Source organism: Cytobacillus sp. OWB-43, from assembly GCF_034651445.1.
GTDB classification, from domain to species: Bacteria; Bacillota; Bacilli; order Bacillales; family Cytobacillaceae; genus Cytobacillus; species Cytobacillus kochii.
On sequence record NZ_JAYEFF010000005.1, the window covers coordinates 243,235 to 259,418 of the forward strand.

The 16,184-nt window shown below is 37.8% G+C and carries 19 protein-coding genes and 10 tRNA genes; 27 read left to right on the forward strand and 2 right to left on the reverse strand.

Annotated features, from left to right (window positions below):
- Window positions 1-13 precede the first annotated feature (13 nt).
- Window positions 14-493, forward strand: a complete 480-nt coding sequence (locus U9M49_RS17970; protein ID WP_095370830.1) for a PH domain-containing protein — start codon at window positions 14-16, stop codon at window positions 491-493.
- A complete protein-coding gene (locus tag U9M49_RS17975; protein ID WP_322910322.1) occupies window positions 486-1,922 on the forward strand; it encodes a PH domain-containing protein in 1,437 nt (478 codons plus the stop codon). The genes U9M49_RS17970 and U9M49_RS17975 overlap by 8 nt, the downstream gene beginning before the upstream one ends.
- A 56-nt stretch (window positions 1,923-1,978) precedes the next feature.
- Here U9M49_RS17975 and U9M49_RS17980 read toward each other — a convergent pair whose 3' ends face one another.
- Window positions 1,979-2,704, reverse strand: a complete 726-nt coding sequence (locus U9M49_RS17980; protein ID WP_307315423.1) for a rhomboid family intramembrane serine protease — start codon at window positions 2,702-2,704, stop codon at window positions 1,979-1,981.
- Window positions 2,705-2,795: 91 nt separating this feature from the next.
- Here U9M49_RS17980 and acpS point away from each other — a divergent pair, with 91 nt between their 5' ends.
- The 14 genes from acpS to U9M49_RS18050 all read left to right on the forward strand — a co-directional run bounded on the left by acpS (window position 2,796) and on the right by U9M49_RS18050 (window position 14,205).
- Complete coding sequence (acpS, locus tag U9M49_RS17985) at window positions 2,796-3,152, forward strand: holo-ACP synthase (protein ID WP_095370827.1); 357 nt, start codon at window positions 2,796-2,798, stop codon at window positions 3,150-3,152.
- Window positions 3,153-3,379: 227 nt separating this feature from the next.
- Window positions 3,380-4,399 carry a LolA family protein gene (locus tag U9M49_RS17990; protein WP_095370826.1) on the forward strand — a complete coding sequence of 340 codons (1,020 nt, stop codon included), beginning with the start codon at window positions 3,380-3,382 and terminating at the stop codon, window positions 4,397-4,399.
- 275 nt (window positions 4,400-4,674) lie between these two features.
- Entirely contained in the window at window positions 4,675-5,823 is a 1,149-nt protein-coding gene (gene alr, locus U9M49_RS17995) for an alanine racemase (RefSeq protein ID WP_322910323.1), read from the forward strand.
- Window positions 5,824-6,040: 217 nt separating this feature from the next.
- On the forward strand, window positions 6,041-6,322 hold the full coding sequence (locus tag U9M49_RS18000) for a CopG family ribbon-helix-helix protein (RefSeq protein ID WP_095373546.1): 282 nt from the start codon (window positions 6,041-6,043) through the stop codon (window positions 6,320-6,322).
- A 4-nt stretch (window positions 6,323-6,326) separates the two neighbouring features.
- Window positions 6,327-6,677, forward strand: coding sequence for a type II toxin-antitoxin system PemK/MazF family toxin (locus U9M49_RS18005; RefSeq protein WP_095370824.1), 351 nt, complete (start codon window positions 6,327-6,329; stop codon window positions 6,675-6,677).
- A gap of 392 nt (window positions 6,678-7,069) precedes the next feature.
- Complete coding sequence (locus U9M49_RS18010) at window positions 7,070-7,888, forward strand: STAS domain-containing protein (protein WP_095370823.1); 819 nt, start codon at window positions 7,070-7,072, stop codon at window positions 7,886-7,888.
- A 4-nt stretch (window positions 7,889-7,892) separates the two neighbouring features.
- On the forward strand, window positions 7,893-8,249 hold the full coding sequence (locus U9M49_RS18015; protein ID WP_066192954.1) for an STAS domain-containing protein: 357 nt from the start codon (window positions 7,893-7,895) through the stop codon (window positions 8,247-8,249).
- Between the two features lie 4 nt (window positions 8,250-8,253).
- Window positions 8,254-8,655: an anti-sigma regulatory factor gene (locus U9M49_RS18020; RefSeq protein WP_095370822.1), complete on the forward strand. Its 402-nt coding sequence runs from the start codon at window positions 8,254-8,256 to the stop codon at window positions 8,653-8,655.
- 12 nt (window positions 8,656-8,667) lie between these two features.
- Window positions 8,668-9,681 (forward strand): PP2C family protein-serine/threonine phosphatase, encoded by a 1,014-nt coding sequence (locus U9M49_RS18025; protein WP_095370821.1) that lies wholly within the window; start codon window positions 8,668-8,670, stop codon window positions 9,679-9,681.
- Between the two features lie 58 nt (window positions 9,682-9,739).
- Window positions 9,740-10,072, forward strand: coding sequence for an anti-sigma factor antagonist (locus tag U9M49_RS18030; RefSeq protein ID WP_095370820.1), 333 nt, complete (start codon window positions 9,740-9,742; stop codon window positions 10,070-10,072).
- Window positions 10,069-10,542 carry an anti-sigma B factor RsbW gene (gene rsbW, locus U9M49_RS18035; protein WP_095370819.1) on the forward strand — a complete coding sequence of 158 codons (474 nt, stop codon included), beginning with the start codon at window positions 10,069-10,071 and terminating at the stop codon, window positions 10,540-10,542. Before U9M49_RS18030 ends, rsbW begins: the two co-directional genes overlap by 4 nt.
- Complete coding sequence (gene sigB, locus U9M49_RS18040; protein ID WP_322910324.1) at window positions 10,520-11,314, forward strand: RNA polymerase sigma factor SigB; 795 nt, start codon at window positions 10,520-10,522, stop codon at window positions 11,312-11,314. The genes rsbW and sigB overlap by 23 nt, the downstream gene beginning before the upstream one ends.
- Complete coding sequence (locus U9M49_RS18045) at window positions 11,311-11,904, forward strand: PP2C family serine/threonine-protein phosphatase (RefSeq protein ID WP_224938125.1); 594 nt, start codon at window positions 11,311-11,313, stop codon at window positions 11,902-11,904. Before sigB ends, U9M49_RS18045 begins: the two co-directional genes overlap by 4 nt.
- A 135-nt stretch (window positions 11,905-12,039) precedes the next feature.
- Window positions 12,040-14,205, forward strand: coding sequence for a Tex family protein (locus tag U9M49_RS18050; RefSeq protein ID WP_322910325.1), 2,166 nt, complete (start codon window positions 12,040-12,042; stop codon window positions 14,203-14,205).
- Between the two features lie 73 nt (window positions 14,206-14,278).
- Here the strand turns inward: U9M49_RS18050 and cmpA are convergent, their stop codons facing one another.
- On the reverse strand, window positions 14,279-14,398 hold the full coding sequence (gene cmpA, locus U9M49_RS18055) for a cortex morphogenetic protein CmpA (protein WP_095370816.1): 120 nt from the start codon (window positions 14,396-14,398) through the stop codon (window positions 14,279-14,281).
- 115 nt (window positions 14,399-14,513) lie between these two features.
- On the opposite strand from cmpA, the gene U9M49_RS18060 reads away from it, so the two are divergent.
- The 11 genes from U9M49_RS18060 to U9M49_RS18110 all read left to right on the forward strand — a co-directional run bounded on the left by U9M49_RS18060 (window position 14,514) and on the right by U9M49_RS18110 (window position 16,026).
- Window positions 14,514-14,969: a SprT family protein gene (locus U9M49_RS18060; protein ID WP_095370815.1), complete on the forward strand. Its 456-nt coding sequence runs from the start codon at window positions 14,514-14,516 to the stop codon at window positions 14,967-14,969.
- A gap of 91 nt (window positions 14,970-15,060) precedes the next feature.
- A tRNA-Asn gene (locus tag U9M49_RS18065) sits at window positions 15,061-15,135 on the forward strand.
- A 4-nt stretch (window positions 15,136-15,139) separates the two neighbouring features.
- A tRNA-Ser gene (locus tag U9M49_RS18070) sits at window positions 15,140-15,230 on the forward strand.
- 38 nt (window positions 15,231-15,268) lie between these two features.
- Window positions 15,269-15,340: transfer RNA gene (locus U9M49_RS18075), tRNA-Glu, on the forward strand.
- 15 nt (window positions 15,341-15,355) lie between these two features.
- Window positions 15,356-15,432: transfer RNA gene (locus tag U9M49_RS18080), tRNA-Asp, on the forward strand.
- A gap of 11 nt (window positions 15,433-15,443) precedes the next feature.
- Window positions 15,444-15,518: transfer RNA gene (locus U9M49_RS18085), tRNA-Gln, on the forward strand.
- Between the two features lie 7 nt (window positions 15,519-15,525).
- Window positions 15,526-15,598, forward strand: a tRNA-Lys gene (locus U9M49_RS18090).
- 15 nt (window positions 15,599-15,613) lie between these two features.
- Window positions 15,614-15,700 (forward strand) — tRNA-Leu (locus U9M49_RS18095).
- Window positions 15,701-15,765: 65 nt separating this feature from the next.
- Window positions 15,766-15,842 (forward strand) — tRNA-Arg (locus U9M49_RS18100).
- A gap of 8 nt (window positions 15,843-15,850) precedes the next feature.
- A tRNA-Pro gene (locus U9M49_RS18105) sits at window positions 15,851-15,927 on the forward strand.
- Between the two features lie 25 nt (window positions 15,928-15,952).
- A tRNA-Gly gene (locus tag U9M49_RS18110) sits at window positions 15,953-16,026 on the forward strand.
- Window positions 16,027-16,184: the final 158 nt, after the last annotated feature.

Genomic DNA, 16,184 nt, shown 5'->3' on the forward strand with positions numbered 1-16,184 from the left:
GGGGTTTACATATATGTTATCGAAGCCGCAAAAGCGTATTTCTAAACGGGGTCTGACTGTTTGGAAAATATCTGGTGCACTACATTCCCTTATCCCATTTGTATTGGCAATTGGCGCTATTGTTTTAACATTCATTTTTGATTGGCCGATGTGGATAATTGGTGTTGCATTAATTATATTTGCTCTTTATGCCTATTTAGCGATTAAAGTTTTTCCGACTGTGCGGTGGAAAAGGTGGCGCTATGAAGTGAGAGAGAATGAAATAGAACTACAGCATGGAATATTTATCATTAAACGTACACTCGTCCCAATGATTAGAGTACAGCATGTAGATACTCACCAAGGACCTATTCTTCGAAAATATAAACTAGCTACCGTGACGGTTTCAACTGCGGCAACTGTTCATGAAATACCCGCATTAGATCTAGAAGAAGCAGAAGAACTGCGATTTTTTATATCTAACTTAGCAAGGGTGGCTGTAGATGATGTCTGAGCCGAGAAGACTTCATCCGATTGCAGCCGTATCAAATGTACTGAAAACATTAAAGGACTCCATTATTCCCATTTTAATTATTGTCGTATTTGGTAATAGTGAAGGGAAGATTCAGCTTTTTATTACAATAGGTATTATTGCTCTTATTCTTATATCCGGTATTCTTACTTGGCTTCGTTTTACCTACAGAATAGAAGAGGGAGAATTACGAATTGAATCAGGGTTAATTATTCGGAAAAAAAGATATATCCCTTTCGAAAGAATCCAAAGTCTTGATTTATCAGAAGGTATTTTACAAAGACCTTTTGGTTTAGTGAAAATGACCATTGAAACAGCTGGTTCAGGACTAGAGGCAGAAGCTATATTGACTGCTATTTCTAAAAATGAGGCACAGCAGATTCAAGATATCCTATCACAATCTAAAAATGCACATATAGAGTTAGATGAGCAAATCGAAACAGAACAAAAAGAGGAACAAATACTTTACCAAATTAAACCTGGAGAGTTGATTTTACTTTCTTCGACCTCTGGGGGAGTAGGTGTTGTGATATCAGCTGTCTTTGCCTTTTTATCACAATTTGCTGAAGTCATTCCTTATGAGAAGATATTTGATGAATTGAGTGTCTTTATTACAGGTGGTGTTATGCTCATCAGTTTAATGGTTTTCCTTGGTTTCGTTCTTGCTTGGCTTATTGCTCTCATTGGATCAGTGTTAAAGTATGCTAATTTCACTGTAAGAAAAGTGGGAGAAGAATTAGTTATTACCCGCGGTCTATTGGAGAAGAAGCAACTAACGATTCCCTTACATCGGATTCAAGCATTAAGGATAAATGAGAATCCAGTTCGACAAGCGATTGGCTATGCATCTGTTTACCTTGAGAGTGCAGGTGGGTCATTAAAGGATGCGGATAGCTCGAAAGTGATGCTGTTACCGATCATTAAGAGAAACCGAATTCGCGAGAAGATAGAAACTGGACTAAATGATTACCAATTGACAGATATGTTTGTTCCAGCACCAAAAAGGGCTTTACGAAGATACATATTGAGAGGATTATTTATCTCTGTTCCAGTCGCAGTTATCCTTCTTTATTTCTTCTCAGTGTGGGGTTTATTTAGTTTAGTGTTCGTTGGATTGATGCTTATTTTATCTTATTACCGTTATAAAGCAGCTGGTTGGACGATTATAGGAAATCAACTCGTTCTTCGTTCACGATTTATTTCTAAAACAACTGTTTATTTGAGGAAGAATAGAACACAATCAATTTCAATGAAAGAAACGTATTTTCAGAAGCAAAATCAGTTAGCTACTATTTCTGCTAAGGCTATGTCTGGTTCAGGTGCAACTGGAGGAGATGTAGTTGACCTAGAAGTAGAAGATGTATTATCTATATACAAGTGGTATTCTTATACTCCTGAGAATACAGAATGAGAAACACAAATCCGAACATAAATTGTTCGGATTTGCTGTTTGTTTGAACGATTTCATTAACGTGACAATAGACCGATAATGGCAAGAAGAATAATGCCCCCAAAGATAATAATGGTTGATAGGGGGACACCTTTTAATCGTCTAGCTGAAGATTTCCATTGGTTTGTTGGTCTCGTTGCACCATATCCAGCTTTTAATTTCGTTTTAATCATTGCTGAACCAGTGAGGAAACCTGCTAATAGACCAAATAGATGGGCAATCACATTTACATTCGCTTGCAAGAAGGTCATAATTACACCAATAACTGTGATGGCAAGAATGAGCTGAGTATTTTGCTGTGAAAGTAAATCTCTGCGGTACACAATAATAGCAATAAAGAAACCGAAGATACCATAAATCGCCCCGCTCGCGCCAACGTGAATATATGTTAACGGTTCAAGGATGAGTGTTGCGATATTCGCGCCAATACCAGCTAGGAAGTAAACAAGGAGGAAACGCCCCTTGCCAATTGCTCTCTCAAGTGGGGGTCCAAATAACACAAGCGAGAAGCAATTAAATAAAAGGTGAGCAAATCCGCTATGCATGAAGATAGGTGTAACAAGTCGCCATAACTCCCCTTGCATAATATAAATATTAATACCTGCAAAATGCGCCATTAACCAATTGGTTGGTAGGATGGGCAAAACAGTAAGTAAATACAATACAATATTAATAGCGATAATAGAAGTAACGATGGGATAGAAGCGAATAAATTCTCTAAAGCTTTCTGTCCTGATAAACAATAATTGACTCCTCCTAAAATGTTCTCATACATTAAATATACTATAGTTTGTTTTATGCAGCATTTATTTTATTTAGAAGATGGTGATTAGAATGATTAAAGGCATTGGTATCGATATGATTGAAATACAGAGAATTAAACAATTAGTAAAAAGAAAAGAACGGTTTGTCGAACGTATTTTAACAACAAGCGAAAAAAAGAAATATGAGACTCTAACTGGGCATAGAAAAATAGAATATTTAGCAGGGAGATTTGCTGCGAAAGAAGCCTTTGCTAAAGCGAAAGGAACAGGCATCGGACAATCACTTTCGTTTCTAGATATTGAAACAGCTAACCATACGACTGGACAACCGATAATTGTTCGTCCGGTTGATGGCTGTCTTGTACACTTATCTATTTCCCATAGTAGAGAGTATGCCATTGCTCAAGTGATAATTGAAAAAGAGTAGTATTCATTAGGACAGGAAGTAAAGTTGATTATAGCTACTATTCCTAATAAACGCCTGTAATTAATTACATACAAATCATCCCCAGGCTCGAAAAAATATTCTTGATCTATTAGAAGGTCTGGAATAATCTTTGAGGTTGTCTCATATATTCAATAGTGCAATGGAGGAGACAAGGCCACGGAAGCGTTTGATTGCACTGTTGATTATAAGAAAAAGGGGTTGAAGGAATGAAGAAGAAGTTTTTCTGGCTACTCATGGGACTGGCCATAACTGTCACACTAGCTGCATGTGGGACAAAATCCCAGGAGGATGTGACAAAAGATTTATCGAGCAAACTAGAATCATTAAAAAGCTATAAGGCGGAAGCGAAAATGACGCTGCAAACAGGTTCCGAGCCGCAATCCTATGATATAGAAATATGGCATAAGAACCCGGAATTTTATCGTGTGGCACTTAAAAACACTGAAAAAGATCAAAGTCAAATGATCTTAAAGAACAAAGAAGGTGTGTTTGTTCTTACGCCAGCTTTGAATAAAAGTTTTCGCTTCCAAAGTGACTGGCCAAACAATAGTAGTCAAGCGTACCTTTATGAGTCATTAATTGAAGATATTCAAAATGATAAGGAAGCAAAATTTAAAGCAACGGAAGATCATTATGTTTATGAAACAAAAACGAGTTATCAAAACAATCAAATGCTACCTCTCCAAGAGATTACCTTGAATAAATCGGATCTATCTCCAGTTAGTGTAAAGGTAATGGATGCAGAAAGAACACCAGTTGTGACGGTAGATTTCTCCAATGTGAAATTTAATGAAGAACTAGATAATAAAGATTTCGATACGAAGAAAAATATGACAGGTGCGCAGTTAGAATTCCCAGTCATGGCTGAAGTAGCAGAAGAAGAAGATTTCACTGTCTTCTATCCAGAATCGCTACCTGAAGTTGAACTTGTTTCTGAAAAAGAAGTAGAAACAGAAGAAGGTAAACGTGTCATTCTAACCTATGAAGGTGAAGACAAATCATTCACAATGATTCAAGAGAAGGCTGTTATTGTTCAAACCTCTGGTGGTGAAGAGGCGATGATGAATGGTGACCCTGTTGACCTTGGCTTCACGGTAGGAGCCGTATCAGATAATATGGTATCCTGGACGCAAAATGGCGTGGATTATATGATTGCATCGACAAACCTATCGAAAGAAGAAATGATCCAAATTGCACAGTCTGTACAAGGGGAAGTTGTAAAATAAATATAGATAAATAAACCCGAGGTAGATTCCTCGGGTTTCTTTGCGTTGTTTGCGGTTTCTACGGATGATAATTTTGCCAATATTAACGCCATATCATCTAGATTAATTGGTAATCAAAGGTAACTTTAAGTTACCATGTTTAACATACTTCTTAAATTACATCTTACACTGCTTTTACTTCACTTGGTCTAAGAAGAAAGTTTGTCTTTTCTGTTATACGTTAATGTGACATAATCAAATAATAGAAGGAAAAGTATAAAGAGGAAGTGGACGGTATGAATCAACAGGTCCCATATTTTCGTGATACTTGGGCAGAGATAAATTTGGATTATATCACATATAATGTAGAGTCAATGATTAAACATATTGGAGAAGAAGCAGAGTTGTTTGCAGTTGTGAAGGCAAATGCATATGGCCATGGAGATATAGAGGTAGCCAAGACAGCTCTAAAGGCTGGTGCCACATACTTAGCGGTGGCGACATTGGATGAGGCTTTTGCTCTTAGAAATAAAGGGATTGACGCTCCGATATTAGTTTTAGGGCTCACACGACCAGAGGATGCTGGGTTAGCCGAACAAGCAGCAATTACTTTAACTGTTTGCCAAGCTGAGTGGCTGAAGAAAGCTGCACCATTCATAAGTAAAGAAGTAAAAGTTCATGTGAAAATGGACTCGGGGATGGGTAGATTAGGGATTAAATCAAAAGAAGAATGGGGAATATTTCAATACCAACTACAGCAAGGAAAGTTCCATGTTGAAGGAGTTTTCACGCATTTTGCGACAGCAGATGAACTTGAGACATCCTATTTTAATGAACAGTTAAGCACCTTTAATGAAATGATAAGCTGGATGGATGAACAACCAAGATATATTCATGCTAGTAATAGTGCAGCTGGCATGAGACATCCTGAGGCGAAATTTAATGCAGTTAGATTTGGGATTTCAATGTATGGCATGTCACCATCTTCTGAAATTAAAAATCATTTACCTTTTAAATTAAAAGAGGCGTTTTCACTTCACACGAAAATTGTTCATGTGAAAAAATTGCAACCGGGCGAGAAAGTGAGTTACGGAGCAACGTACGAAGCTGAAAAAGAGGAATCAATTGGTACCTTGCCAATCGGATATGCGGACGGGTGGATTAGGAGGTTAGCAACACAAGAGGTCCTTGTTAATGGAAGAAGAGTAAGTATTGTCGGCAGAATTTGTATGGACCAATGCATGATTCGTATTAGTGAGGAAGAGCAAATTGGAGATGTCGTTACGTTAATCGGGACTCAAAATAATCAGACCATCTCTGTAGATGACATAGCTAACACACTTGAAACAATTAATTATGAGGTAACTTGCCAAATAGGTATGCGCATACCAAGAATCTATATGCAGGATCAAACAAAAATTTCTACAAGAAATGGGATTCTTTAATGCATATCAATGAACATGTTGGTAGATAATAGTTATTAATAATTTGGGAAATTATCACTGAAATTCCTAGGAAGACATTGAAAGAAAATGCAACTGTTTTTATGGATAATTTCTTACTAAATAAAAAACCCCCTTTGCAGCCTAAGAGAATAATGGTAATATGAAAATTGGTAGATATAAAAAATATGGTGTGTAGTGATGGTGGAGGTGTATGTTTGTGTCTGAATCCAGCGCAACAACAGAAATAGTGGTGAAGCTGCCGCAACATCTATTAACGGAATTAGATGGTTATGCGAAGCAAGAGAACGTAAACAGAAGTGAGTTTATTTATCAAGCAACGAAAATGTATTTGCGTGAACGGAAGAAAAGACATATTCGTGAGTCCATGAGACGTGGTTACATGGAAATGGCAAAATTAAACTTGACGATAGCATCTGAAGCATTTCAAGCGGAATACGAGGCAGAAAACGCAGTTGAACGTCTTGTAAGCGGAGGCTGATCCTTTGATTGTTAAACGTGGTGACGTTTATTTTGCAGACCTATCCCCAGTTGTTGGCTCAGAACAAGGCGGTGTCCGTCCAGTACTTGTTATACAAAACGACATCGGGAATCGGTTTAGTCCCACAGTAATCATCGCAGCAATTACCGCTCAGATTCAAAAAGCAAAGCTGCCTACTCACGTTGAAATTGATGCGAAGCGATATGCTTTTGAAAGAGATTCAGTAATATTGTTAGAACAAATTCGTACAATTGATAAGCAGAGATTAACCGATAAAATCACCCATCTTGATGACGAAATGATGGATAAGGTAAATGAAGCCTTACAAGTCAGTTTAGGTCTTATAGAATTTTAGAAAACGCTCAAAAAAGTTGGGGCGTTTTTTTATATGCTTCCTAATCTTAAACAAGTCCATTTATTGTAATGATAGGACTTATTAATATATGTAATACACTTATTGAAACGGGCTTAAACTTTAAATCCCCCAATTTTATATTTGAGATATTATTCTGAACAAAAAGAAATAAAAGGAATTTAATGTTTTAGGTTTGATAATAAGCAAAAAAGGGTACACACTTAATTTGGATATATTGTTAAAGACGTTTCAAATAGAAAGCGTTATAATATAAGGCAATAGTTGTAGATTTTTGCTGGATTTTTTACAATCATGTAGATTTTTTTACAATCAATGATAATAAGGAAAAACTAACCAATAGATGTGCTAGTATAGGAGGTAAGGGAAGACAAATGACTTTGAAATATATTCAACACAATAAAGAAGATATTTTTAAAGAATGGTTGAACCGATTAAAAGAGGATTCTGACGAAACAATTACCAATGTCATCCTAGATCAAAACTTCGAGACATATGGAAGAGAGTTAGTGGAGCTCGCTATCTTGAAAATTTCTGGCAAAAAGGACGAGTATGAGCGTCAATCAGAGAATTTTTCAGATAGAATTGTCAGTTTAGGCTGGCCTCTACGTTTTGTCGTAAATGCTCTAGATGTACTGGGCGATGTTGTATTTGATGAAATGGTCAAAGATAAGTATATTCGTCCAGAGAATGAAGCGAAAGTGATGCATGATTTGAATCATTGGTTAAAAGCGATGAATAGTGAAATAATTAATGATTACACTGTTTCTTGGGAAAGAACGATCGCTAATCAAAAGATTGCATTGCAAGAACTATCGGCACCTTTAATTCCTGTATTTGAAGGCATTACAGTTATGCCATTAATTGGGATGATCGATACAGAACGAGCGAAGCAAATTATGGAAAACCTTCTTCAAGGTGTGGTAAAACATCGTTCAGAAGTTGTCTTGATTGATATTACAGGTGTCCCTGTTGTTGATACAATGGTTGCTCACCATATTATCCAAGCAGCAGATGCAGTCCACTTAGTAGGCGCAAAATGCATGCTTGTAGGTATTCGGTCGGAAATTGCGCAAACGATTGTGAGCCTTGGTATCGACTTAAACCGAATTATTACGAAAAATACAATGAAATCTGGCGTAGAAGCAGCATTGGAAATGACTAAACGTAAAATTGTGCCATTGGAGGGGTGACGTTTTGAGAATTCCGATTTTAAAACTACATGATTGTTTACTTGTTTCTATTCAATGGGAACTAGATGACCAGACGGCACTTCAATTTCAAGAAGACTTGTTAAAGAAAATACATGATACGAGTGCAAATGGTGTTGTAATCGATTTAACATCAATAGATTTTATTGATTCTTTTATCGCTAAAGTATTAGGTGATGTGATTGAAATGTCCCATTTAATGGGTGCTAAAGTTGTCATTACAGGCATTCAACCAGCAGTAGCAATTACGTTAACTGAATTAGGAATCGGTCTGAATAATGTATTGACCGCCCTAGATTTAGAAAAAGGTTTGGAGAAATTACAACAGGAATTGGGGGAATAGCCGAATGGACAACCAATCCTGCGTTAAAATAATCAATGAATGGGATATCGTTTCAGCGCGTCAGCTTGGTAGAAATGTTGCAAAAGAGCTGGGCTTTGGGACGGTTGACCAAGCAAGAATTACAACAGCAATAAGTGAACTTGCGAGAAACATATTCTTATATGCAGGTCAAGGTCAAATTTGTATAGAGAAGCTCTATGAGAATGGCAAAACGGGACTAAGACTATTATCAATTGATAGTGGTCCAGGTATTAAAGATTTGCGCCAAGTAATGGAGGATGGATATTCGACATCGGGCGGACTAGGAGCAGGTCTCCCAGGGGTAAAAAGACTGATGGATGATTTTCAAATAGATTCAAGCCCGGGTGAAGGTACAGATATAAGGGCGATTAAATGGCTCCGTTAGGGGGAACTTGAGATGGATTTCAGACAGAAATTGGAGTCCAAATATAGAGAGATATTAACGAATTATTTAGCTGACCGCTCAGAGCAGGCATTATATCAAGGACAAAAGTTAAGTAGGAATGCAATTGAACGGAACATTCCTCCAGAGGAAATTGTCAGCATCCATAGAAATATTATGGCTGAGATGTTTCCAGAAAAATTTAACGATAGAATGCAGGAGTCTTTTGATATACTGCTTGAAGTGATGGTGGCATATGGTTTTGCTTACCGCGAACACCAAAATTTAAAGCATATTCAACAGGAATTAAGAACCGAAATGGAAATCGCGGCTAATGTGCAAAAAACATTGCTTGGGACAGAGATTCCATGTAAAAAAGACATGGATATTGGAGCAATCAGCGTCCCAGCAAAACATATGAATGGTGATTATTTTAATTTTGTTGAGGATGAAAATAATAGTGTGAGCATCGCAATAGCTGATGTTATTGGAAAAGGGCTACCAGCAGCCCTTTGTATGTCTATGATTAAATATGCTATGGACAGTTTACCAGAAAATCGTAAAACGCCTACTCTGGTGTTGGAGAATCTAAATCGTGTTGTGGAACAAAATGTTGATTTAACGATGTTTATTACGATGTTTTATGGCACATATCATATCGATCATCATATCTTTTCCTATGCCTCTGCTGGGCACGAACCAGGCTTGTTTTATCATGCGGAAACACAGACATTTTCTGAGTTGCCTGCAAAGGGTCTATTATTAGGTATTGAAAAGAACACGAAATATAGAAAGTACGAAAAAGAAGTGATGCCTGGGGATATGATTATTTTGATGTCTGATGGCGTAACTGAATCAAGAACAAAAGAAGGCTTTATTGAAAGAGAAGAATTATTAGCCTTAATTGAGAAAAACATACACTTAAAAGCACAAAATATTGTGCAAAACGTATATAAAGAACTTGAAAAATTACAAGATTTCCAATTAAGGGATGATTTTACTTTAATTATATTAAGAAGAAATGTTTAAGCTAAAATTAAAAGGGTAAATGAGGAGTAACCAGCTATTCCTAAAAGGTGGGCAAAATATGAACATTAATATAGATGTAAATCATAATCAAAATATTACTGAGGTAACTGTAGGTGGAGAGATTGATGTATACACTGCACCAGAATTAAAGAAAGAACTTATTCCGCTTTCTGAAAAAGATAATGTGGAGATGATTGTTGATCTTTCGGGTGTTTCCTATATGGATAGCACCGGCTTAGGTGTTTTTGTAGGACTTTTCAAAAATGTACGTGCGCACGATGGTCAATTTAAAATCATTGGGCTTTCTAGTCGTTTAAAAAGGCTGTTCGAAATTACTGGTCTTGCTGACATTATTGATATCAGCACCAAAATGGAAGGTGAAAAGAAATGACCGAGTCGTACGACTACATTGAGATGAAAATCCCATCGAAGCCGGAATACGTCGGTATTATTAGATTAACCTTATCTGGTATTGCCAGTAGAATGGGATTTAACTATGACGAAATTGAAGATTTGAAGATTGCAACGAGTGAAGCTTGTACAAATGCAGTTCAGCATGCATACAAAAACAACGAAAATGGTGAAGTGCTTGTAGGATTCGGCCTTTATAAAAATAAATTAGAAGTCATGGTTGCGGATGAAGGTGAGAGCTTGGATTTTCAACAAGCAAGAGACAGTGCAGGTCCTTATCAAGCAAATGATTCTGTTGAATTTTTACGAGAAGGAGGATTAGGCCTTTACCTAATAGAAACATTAATGGATGAAGTGAAAATTCATCATCAAAAAGGTGTAACAGTCTTTATGACTAAGTACCTAGAAGGAGAGCAGGTGGAGAGTGATGCAGAAGCAATCTCAACCTAAACAACGATCAAAAGAAGAGATTAATAATCTCATACAACAATATCAATTACATCAGGACGAATACGCACAGGAACAACTTGTTGAACAGTATTACAAATTGGTTGAATCCATCGCACGAAAATACTCTAAAGGTAGACCTTATCACGAAGATATTGTTCAAGTAGGTGTGATTGGACTACTTGGTGCGATTCGTAGATATGACGCTTCTTTTGGCAAAACGTTTGAAGCATTTGCTATTCCGACAATCATCGGTGAGATTAAACGTTTCTTACGGGACAAAACCTGGAGCGTGCATGTACCGAGACGAATAAAAGAATTAGGGCCAAAGATCAAAGCTACGGCGGAAGAATTAACAACTACTTTGCAACGTTCGCCTAAGGTCGAGGAAATTGCGGATGCTCTAGAAGTAACAGAAGAAGAAGTTTTAGAAGCAATGGAGATGGGCAAAAGTTATCAGGCGTTATCAGTTGACCATTCCATTGAAGCTGATTCCGACGGTGGTACTGTTACGCTCCTGGATATTGTCGGTAATGTGGATGATGGCTATGAAAAAGTCAATCAAATGCTCGTACTTGAAAAAGTGTTGCATGTTTTATCAGATCGAGAGAAACAAGTTATCCAGTTTACATTCCTAGAAAATCTAAGCCAAAAAGAAACAGGGGAAAGACTGGATATTTCTCAAATGCATGTATCAAGGCTGCAAAGAAGAGCAATTAAAAAATTGCAAGAAGCCATCCATGCTGAAAATGAAGGTTCGGAGTATATTCTATGATGAATGATCCACATCAAATGGACGTCATTACCGATCAGCTTGCTAAACGTGGTCAGTCCGTTTGTGGTGATTCTTTTTATTATCACACAACTGATGATTATTTTATTTGTGTATTAGCTGATGGTTTAGGTAGTGGAGAATATGCAAATGAAGCTTCATCTGCTGTTGTCAATACCGTTAGAGAAAATCACGATTTAGATATTTCAACCATTATGGATTTAAGTAATCAGTCACTTTTACATAAAAGAGGCGCTGCGGTAGGTGTGATTAAGATTAATTTTCACACAAAAGAATTAGCCTACTGTTGTACGGGAAATATTCGTTTTTTCTTTTATGGGGATACTGAGAAGCTCATTTACCCACTGCCAACATCGGGTTATTTGTCAGGAAAGCGTCAAGCATTTAAAATTCACCGTTTTGATTATACAAACGGAATTAAATTCTTGATGTTTTCAGATGGATACCCCATTTCTGGTATAAAAAAACTGATGAATAAATATTTACCAATCGAAGCAACTGCGAAGTTAATTAGGGCGCAGAACATGAATCTTATAGACGATGCAACATTTATAATCGGAAGCTTGCAATGATTGTTTCAATCAGCAAGCTTTTTTTTGCTCTTTAAAACAAGAATCAAGACGGGGCTATAGCCAAAAATGCTTTACCTTTAAAATTTTGGTAGAATAAAGCAATAGTACAGTTTGCACTCAGGAAGGTGAAGAGACATGGATGATAAGAAAGAAATTTTTGGACGAATAGCAAAAGAATTTTCATTATCCACAAAACAAATTGATCGAACCATCGCGTTAATTGAAGAGGGAAATACCGTTCCGTTTATTGCGCGTTATCGAAAAGAAATGACCGGTGCGTTAAATGAAGTACAAATCAAAGATATTGTTGAAAGATGGCAATACATACAAAACGTGAAGCAGAGAAAACAAGAAGTACTTAGGTTAATAGAAGAGCAAGGGAAATTAACCCCGGAATTATCTAATCAAATAGAAAAAGCGGAGAAATTGCAGGAAGTAGAAGATTTATATCGTCCGTACAAACAAAAAAGAAGAACAAAAGCAACCGTAGCGAAAGAAAAAGAACTAGAACCATTAGCTACTTGGTTATTATCCTATCAAAATGATGATACGCCTGAAGAAAAAGCAACACACTTCCTAAATGAGGAAAAAGGTGTCACAACAGTTGAAGAAGCGCTTCAGGGGGCGCGAGATATTATTGCAGAAATGGTATCTGATGATGCGCAAAGTAGGAAGTGGATTCGCGAAAAAACATATAAACAAGGAATTATTGAATCAGCTGTTAAAGATGAAAGCATCGACGAAAAGCATGTGTATGAGATGTATTATGAATATAGTGAAAACGTAGGTAAAATTGTTCCTCACCGTATACTAGCATTAAATCGTGGGGAAAAAGAAGGCGTACTTAAAGTCAGTATTAAGGTGGAACAAGAGCCAATTTTACAGTATTTAAATCGAAAATGGATCACTGTATCAAAACATATCAATGCACCATTTGTGGAAGAAGCGATTGAAGATGGTTATAAACGCTTAATTCAACCATCAATTGAAAGAGAATTAAGGGCTGAACTAACCGAAAAAGGTGAGGAACAGGCGATTAAAATTTTCTCTGAAAATCTTAAGAATCTCCTTTTACAACCACCACTAAAAGGGAAAGTCGTCCTTGCGGTAGATCCAGCTTATCGTACAGGCTGCAAATTAGCGGTCATTGATGAAACAGGTAAGGTATTAAAGATTGATGTTATCTATCCTCATCCGCCTGTTTCTAAATTAGGTGTAGCCAAAGACAAAGTCCTTTCCATGCTCAAAGCATATGAAGTGAAGATGGTGGCTATAGGTAATGGAACGGCATCAAGAGAGACAGAACAGTTTATTGCTGACTTGCTGAAAGAATTGAATGAAGAAATCTATTATTTAATCGTAAATGAAGCGGGGGCAAGTGTCTATTCCGCATCTGATATTGCACGTGAAGAATTCCCTGACTTTCAAGTTGAAGAAAGAAGCGCTGTTTCAATCGGGAGGAGACTACAAGATCCACTTGCTGAACTAGTAAAAATTGACCCTAAATCAGTTGGTGTCGGTCAATACCAACATGATGTCTCTCAAAAAAGGTTAACGGAATCATTAGATTTTGTTGTCGAGACGGCTGTAAACCAAGTTGGAGTGAATGTGAATACAGCTTCTCCGTCACTATTACAACATGTAGCTGGTTTATCGAAGGCTGTCGCAACGAATATTGTTAAGAAAAGAGAAGAAGAAGGCAAATTTACTAATCGGAAACAATTAAAGAAAATTCCTCGCTTAGGCGCGAAGACGTACGAGCAAGCCATTGGATTCTTGCGAATTGTTGATGGAGAGGAAGCATTAGACAGAACATCGATTCACCCTGAAACCTATGGGGAAGTAAGTAAATTGCTTAAAATGTTAAAGATGAATTCTAACCATTTAGGCTCTGCACAATTAATAGAAGCGTTAAGCCAGTTATCTATAAAAGAAACAGCAGAAGAATTAAATATTGGTGAATTAACGCTCAAGGATATAATTGATGCATTAATGAAACCTGGTCGAGACCCTAGGGATGAATTACCTGCTCCGCTATTAAAGAAAGAAGTATTAAAGCTGGATGATTTGAAGGAAGGGATGGAACTTCAAGGGACCGTCCGAAATGTAGTTGATTTCGGAGCTTTTGTAGATATTGGCGTGAAGCAAGATGGTTTAGTCCATATCTCAAAGCTAAGTAATCGGTTTGTGAAACATCCGTTAGATGTCGTATCTGTTGGTGATGTTCTGACTGTATGGGTCGATTCGGTTGATCAACAAAAAGGCAGAGTGGCGTTAACCATGCTCCAACAAGGTCAATAAATAAGCATAAAAAGCCGTGGGATTTTTCCAACGGCTTTTTATGTAAATCATTGTGGGTTTGAGAAGGAGTTTCCTACGTACCAGAACAATGCTTCTTTCTATAAAAGTACCAGCATTGATTCAATAATTTGATTTGATAACGGTCCTTCTCTAAGAAAGCACGTTTCATTTGGTTCTGTAACCAAACAGGCATGGAATAGCCTCCTTTCTCTCACTTTCCACGGTCCTTTATGCTATGCTAATGTATATCAATTGTATGCGCTTATAGGTTGTCACGTGCTAATTTTATCCTTGAAAGGAGTGAAGAAATGAGTGATAAGGAATTACAAAGGTTAGTTGAAGAAGTATCTTTGAGGTGGTTCGATCTTCCTTTTCGTCATACAGCGAAATTCAATAGTAGATTAAGAACAACCGGAGGACGATATATGCTGTCTGATCACCGCATTGAAATTAATCCGACATATTATCAGCATCTAGGAATGGAAGAATTAGTTGGTATTATTAAACATGAACTATGTCATTACCATCTGCATTTGGCTGGGGCAGGCTATCAACATCGAGATAGTGATTTTCGGAGGCTAATGGCTAAAGTAGGTGCACCAAGGCATTGTTCGTCTTTACCTCAGAAAGTTTCTTACATTATGTATAAATGCAACCAGTGCAATCAACTCTATAGAAGGAAACGTCGAATAAACACAAACAAGTATAGATGTGGCCAATGTATGGGCAAATTAGTGTTAATATCTACTGATAAAAATAATTGAAATTCATGCTTGACTTTTTACATGGTGGTAATTATAATTTAAAGAGTCGATAAGGCAGTGCTTGTTGACTACATATTCTCTTTTAACATATTCCGCAGTAGCTCAGTGGTAGAGCATTCGGCTGTTAACCGAACGGTCGTAGGTTCGAATCCTACCTGCGGAGCCATTTTGGAGAAGTACTCAAGTGGCTGAAGAGGCGCCCCTGCTAAGGGTGTAGGTCGGGCAACTGGCGCGAGGGTTCAAATCCCTCCTTCTCCGCCATTCTTATATACATATTTGTTTTTCTTTTTTTATGTTATGGCCCCTTGGTCAAGCGGTTAAGACACCGCCCTTTCACGGCGGTAACACGGGTTCGAATCCCGTAGGGGTCATCTTTTTAAAGGTTAGGTCCGGTAGTTCAGTTGGTTAGAATGCCTGCCTGTCACGCAGGAGGTCGCGGGTTCGAGTCCCGTCCGGACCGCCATATCTTAATAATGGGCTATAGCCAAGCGGTAAGGCAACGGATTTTGATTCCGTCATTCGCAGGTTCGATCCCTGCTAGCCCAGCCATTTTTATGAGCCATTAGCTCAGTTGGTAGAGCATCTGACTTTTAATCAGAGGGTCGAAGGTTCGAGTCCTTCATGGCTCATCTTAAACAATTTATGCGGTCGTGGCGGAATGGCAGACGCGCTAGGTTGAGGGCCTAGTGGGTGAATAACCCGTGGAGGTTCAAGTCCTCTCGGCCGCACCAAAAAGATTTAAAAAAATACTTGACTCATTAAAATTAGTATGATATTATAATAGAGTTGCTTCAAGGCGCCCGTAGCTCAATTGGATAGAGCGTTTGACTACGGATCAAAAGGTTAGGGGTTCGACTCCTCTCGGGCGCGCCATATACTTACGGGAAGTAGCTCAGCTTGGTAGAGCACTTGGTTTGGGACCAAGGGGTCGCAGGTTCGAATCCTGTCTTCCCGACCATGCAAAACCAACAAATTAATTAAATGCGGGTGTAGTTTAGTGGTAAAACCTCAGCCTTCCAAGCTGATGATGAGGGTTCGATTCCCTTCACCCGCTCCATTACCAAAAAGATTGTTCTTTGAAAACTGAACGAACGTAAAACGTCAAGCGTAATTCTAAAAAAAGCTGATTTATCAGCAACAAAGCACCATAGGTGCAAATGAGCTAATCAAACACTTTATTGGAGAGTTTGATCCTGGCTCAGGACGAACGCTGGC

What these genes read in the sequence shown, in the direction of transcription:
- U9M49_RS17970 (WP_095370830.1), top strand. Translation starts at nt 14, where the DNA reads ATGTTATCGAAGCCGCAAAAGCGTATTTCTAAACGGGGTCTGACTGTT.
- U9M49_RS17975 (WP_322910322.1), top strand. Translation starts at nt 486, where the DNA reads ATGTCTGAGCCGAGAAGACTTCATCCGATTGCAGCCGTATCAAATGTA.
- acpS (WP_095370827.1), top strand. Translation starts at nt 2,796, where the DNA reads ATGATTAAAGGCATTGGTATCGATATGATTGAAATACAGAGAATTAAA.
- U9M49_RS17990 (WP_095370826.1), top strand. Translation starts at nt 3,380, where the DNA reads ATGAAGAAGAAGTTTTTCTGGCTACTCATGGGACTGGCCATAACTGTC.
- alr (WP_322910323.1), top strand. Translation starts at nt 4,675, where the DNA reads ATGAATCAACAGGTCCCATATTTTCGTGATACTTGGGCAGAGATAAAT.
- U9M49_RS18010 (WP_095370823.1), top strand. Translation starts at nt 7,070, where the DNA reads ATGACTTTGAAATATATTCAACACAATAAAGAAGATATTTTTAAAGAA.
- U9M49_RS18020 (WP_095370822.1), top strand. Translation starts at nt 8,254, where the DNA reads ATGGACAACCAATCCTGCGTTAAAATAATCAATGAATGGGATATCGTT.
- U9M49_RS18025 (WP_095370821.1), top strand. Translation starts at nt 8,668, where the DNA reads ATGGATTTCAGACAGAAATTGGAGTCCAAATATAGAGAGATATTAACG.
- U9M49_RS18030 (WP_095370820.1), top strand. Translation starts at nt 9,740, where the DNA reads ATGAACATTAATATAGATGTAAATCATAATCAAAATATTACTGAGGTA.
- rsbW (WP_095370819.1), top strand. Translation starts at nt 10,069, where the DNA reads ATGACCGAGTCGTACGACTACATTGAGATGAAAATCCCATCGAAGCCG.
- sigB (WP_322910324.1), top strand. Translation starts at nt 10,520, where the DNA reads ATGCAGAAGCAATCTCAACCTAAACAACGATCAAAAGAAGAGATTAAT.
- U9M49_RS18045 (WP_224938125.1), top strand. Translation starts at nt 11,311, where the DNA reads ATGATGAATGATCCACATCAAATGGACGTCATTACCGATCAGCTTGCT.
- U9M49_RS18050 (WP_322910325.1), top strand. Translation starts at nt 12,040, where the DNA reads ATGGATGATAAGAAAGAAATTTTTGGACGAATAGCAAAAGAATTTTCA.
- cmpA (WP_095370816.1), bottom strand. Translation starts at nt 14,398, where the DNA reads ATGCCTGTTTGGTTACAGAACCAAATGAAACGTGCTTTCTTAGAGAAG.
- U9M49_RS18060 (WP_095370815.1), top strand. Translation starts at nt 14,514, where the DNA reads ATGAGTGATAAGGAATTACAAAGGTTAGTTGAAGAAGTATCTTTGAGG.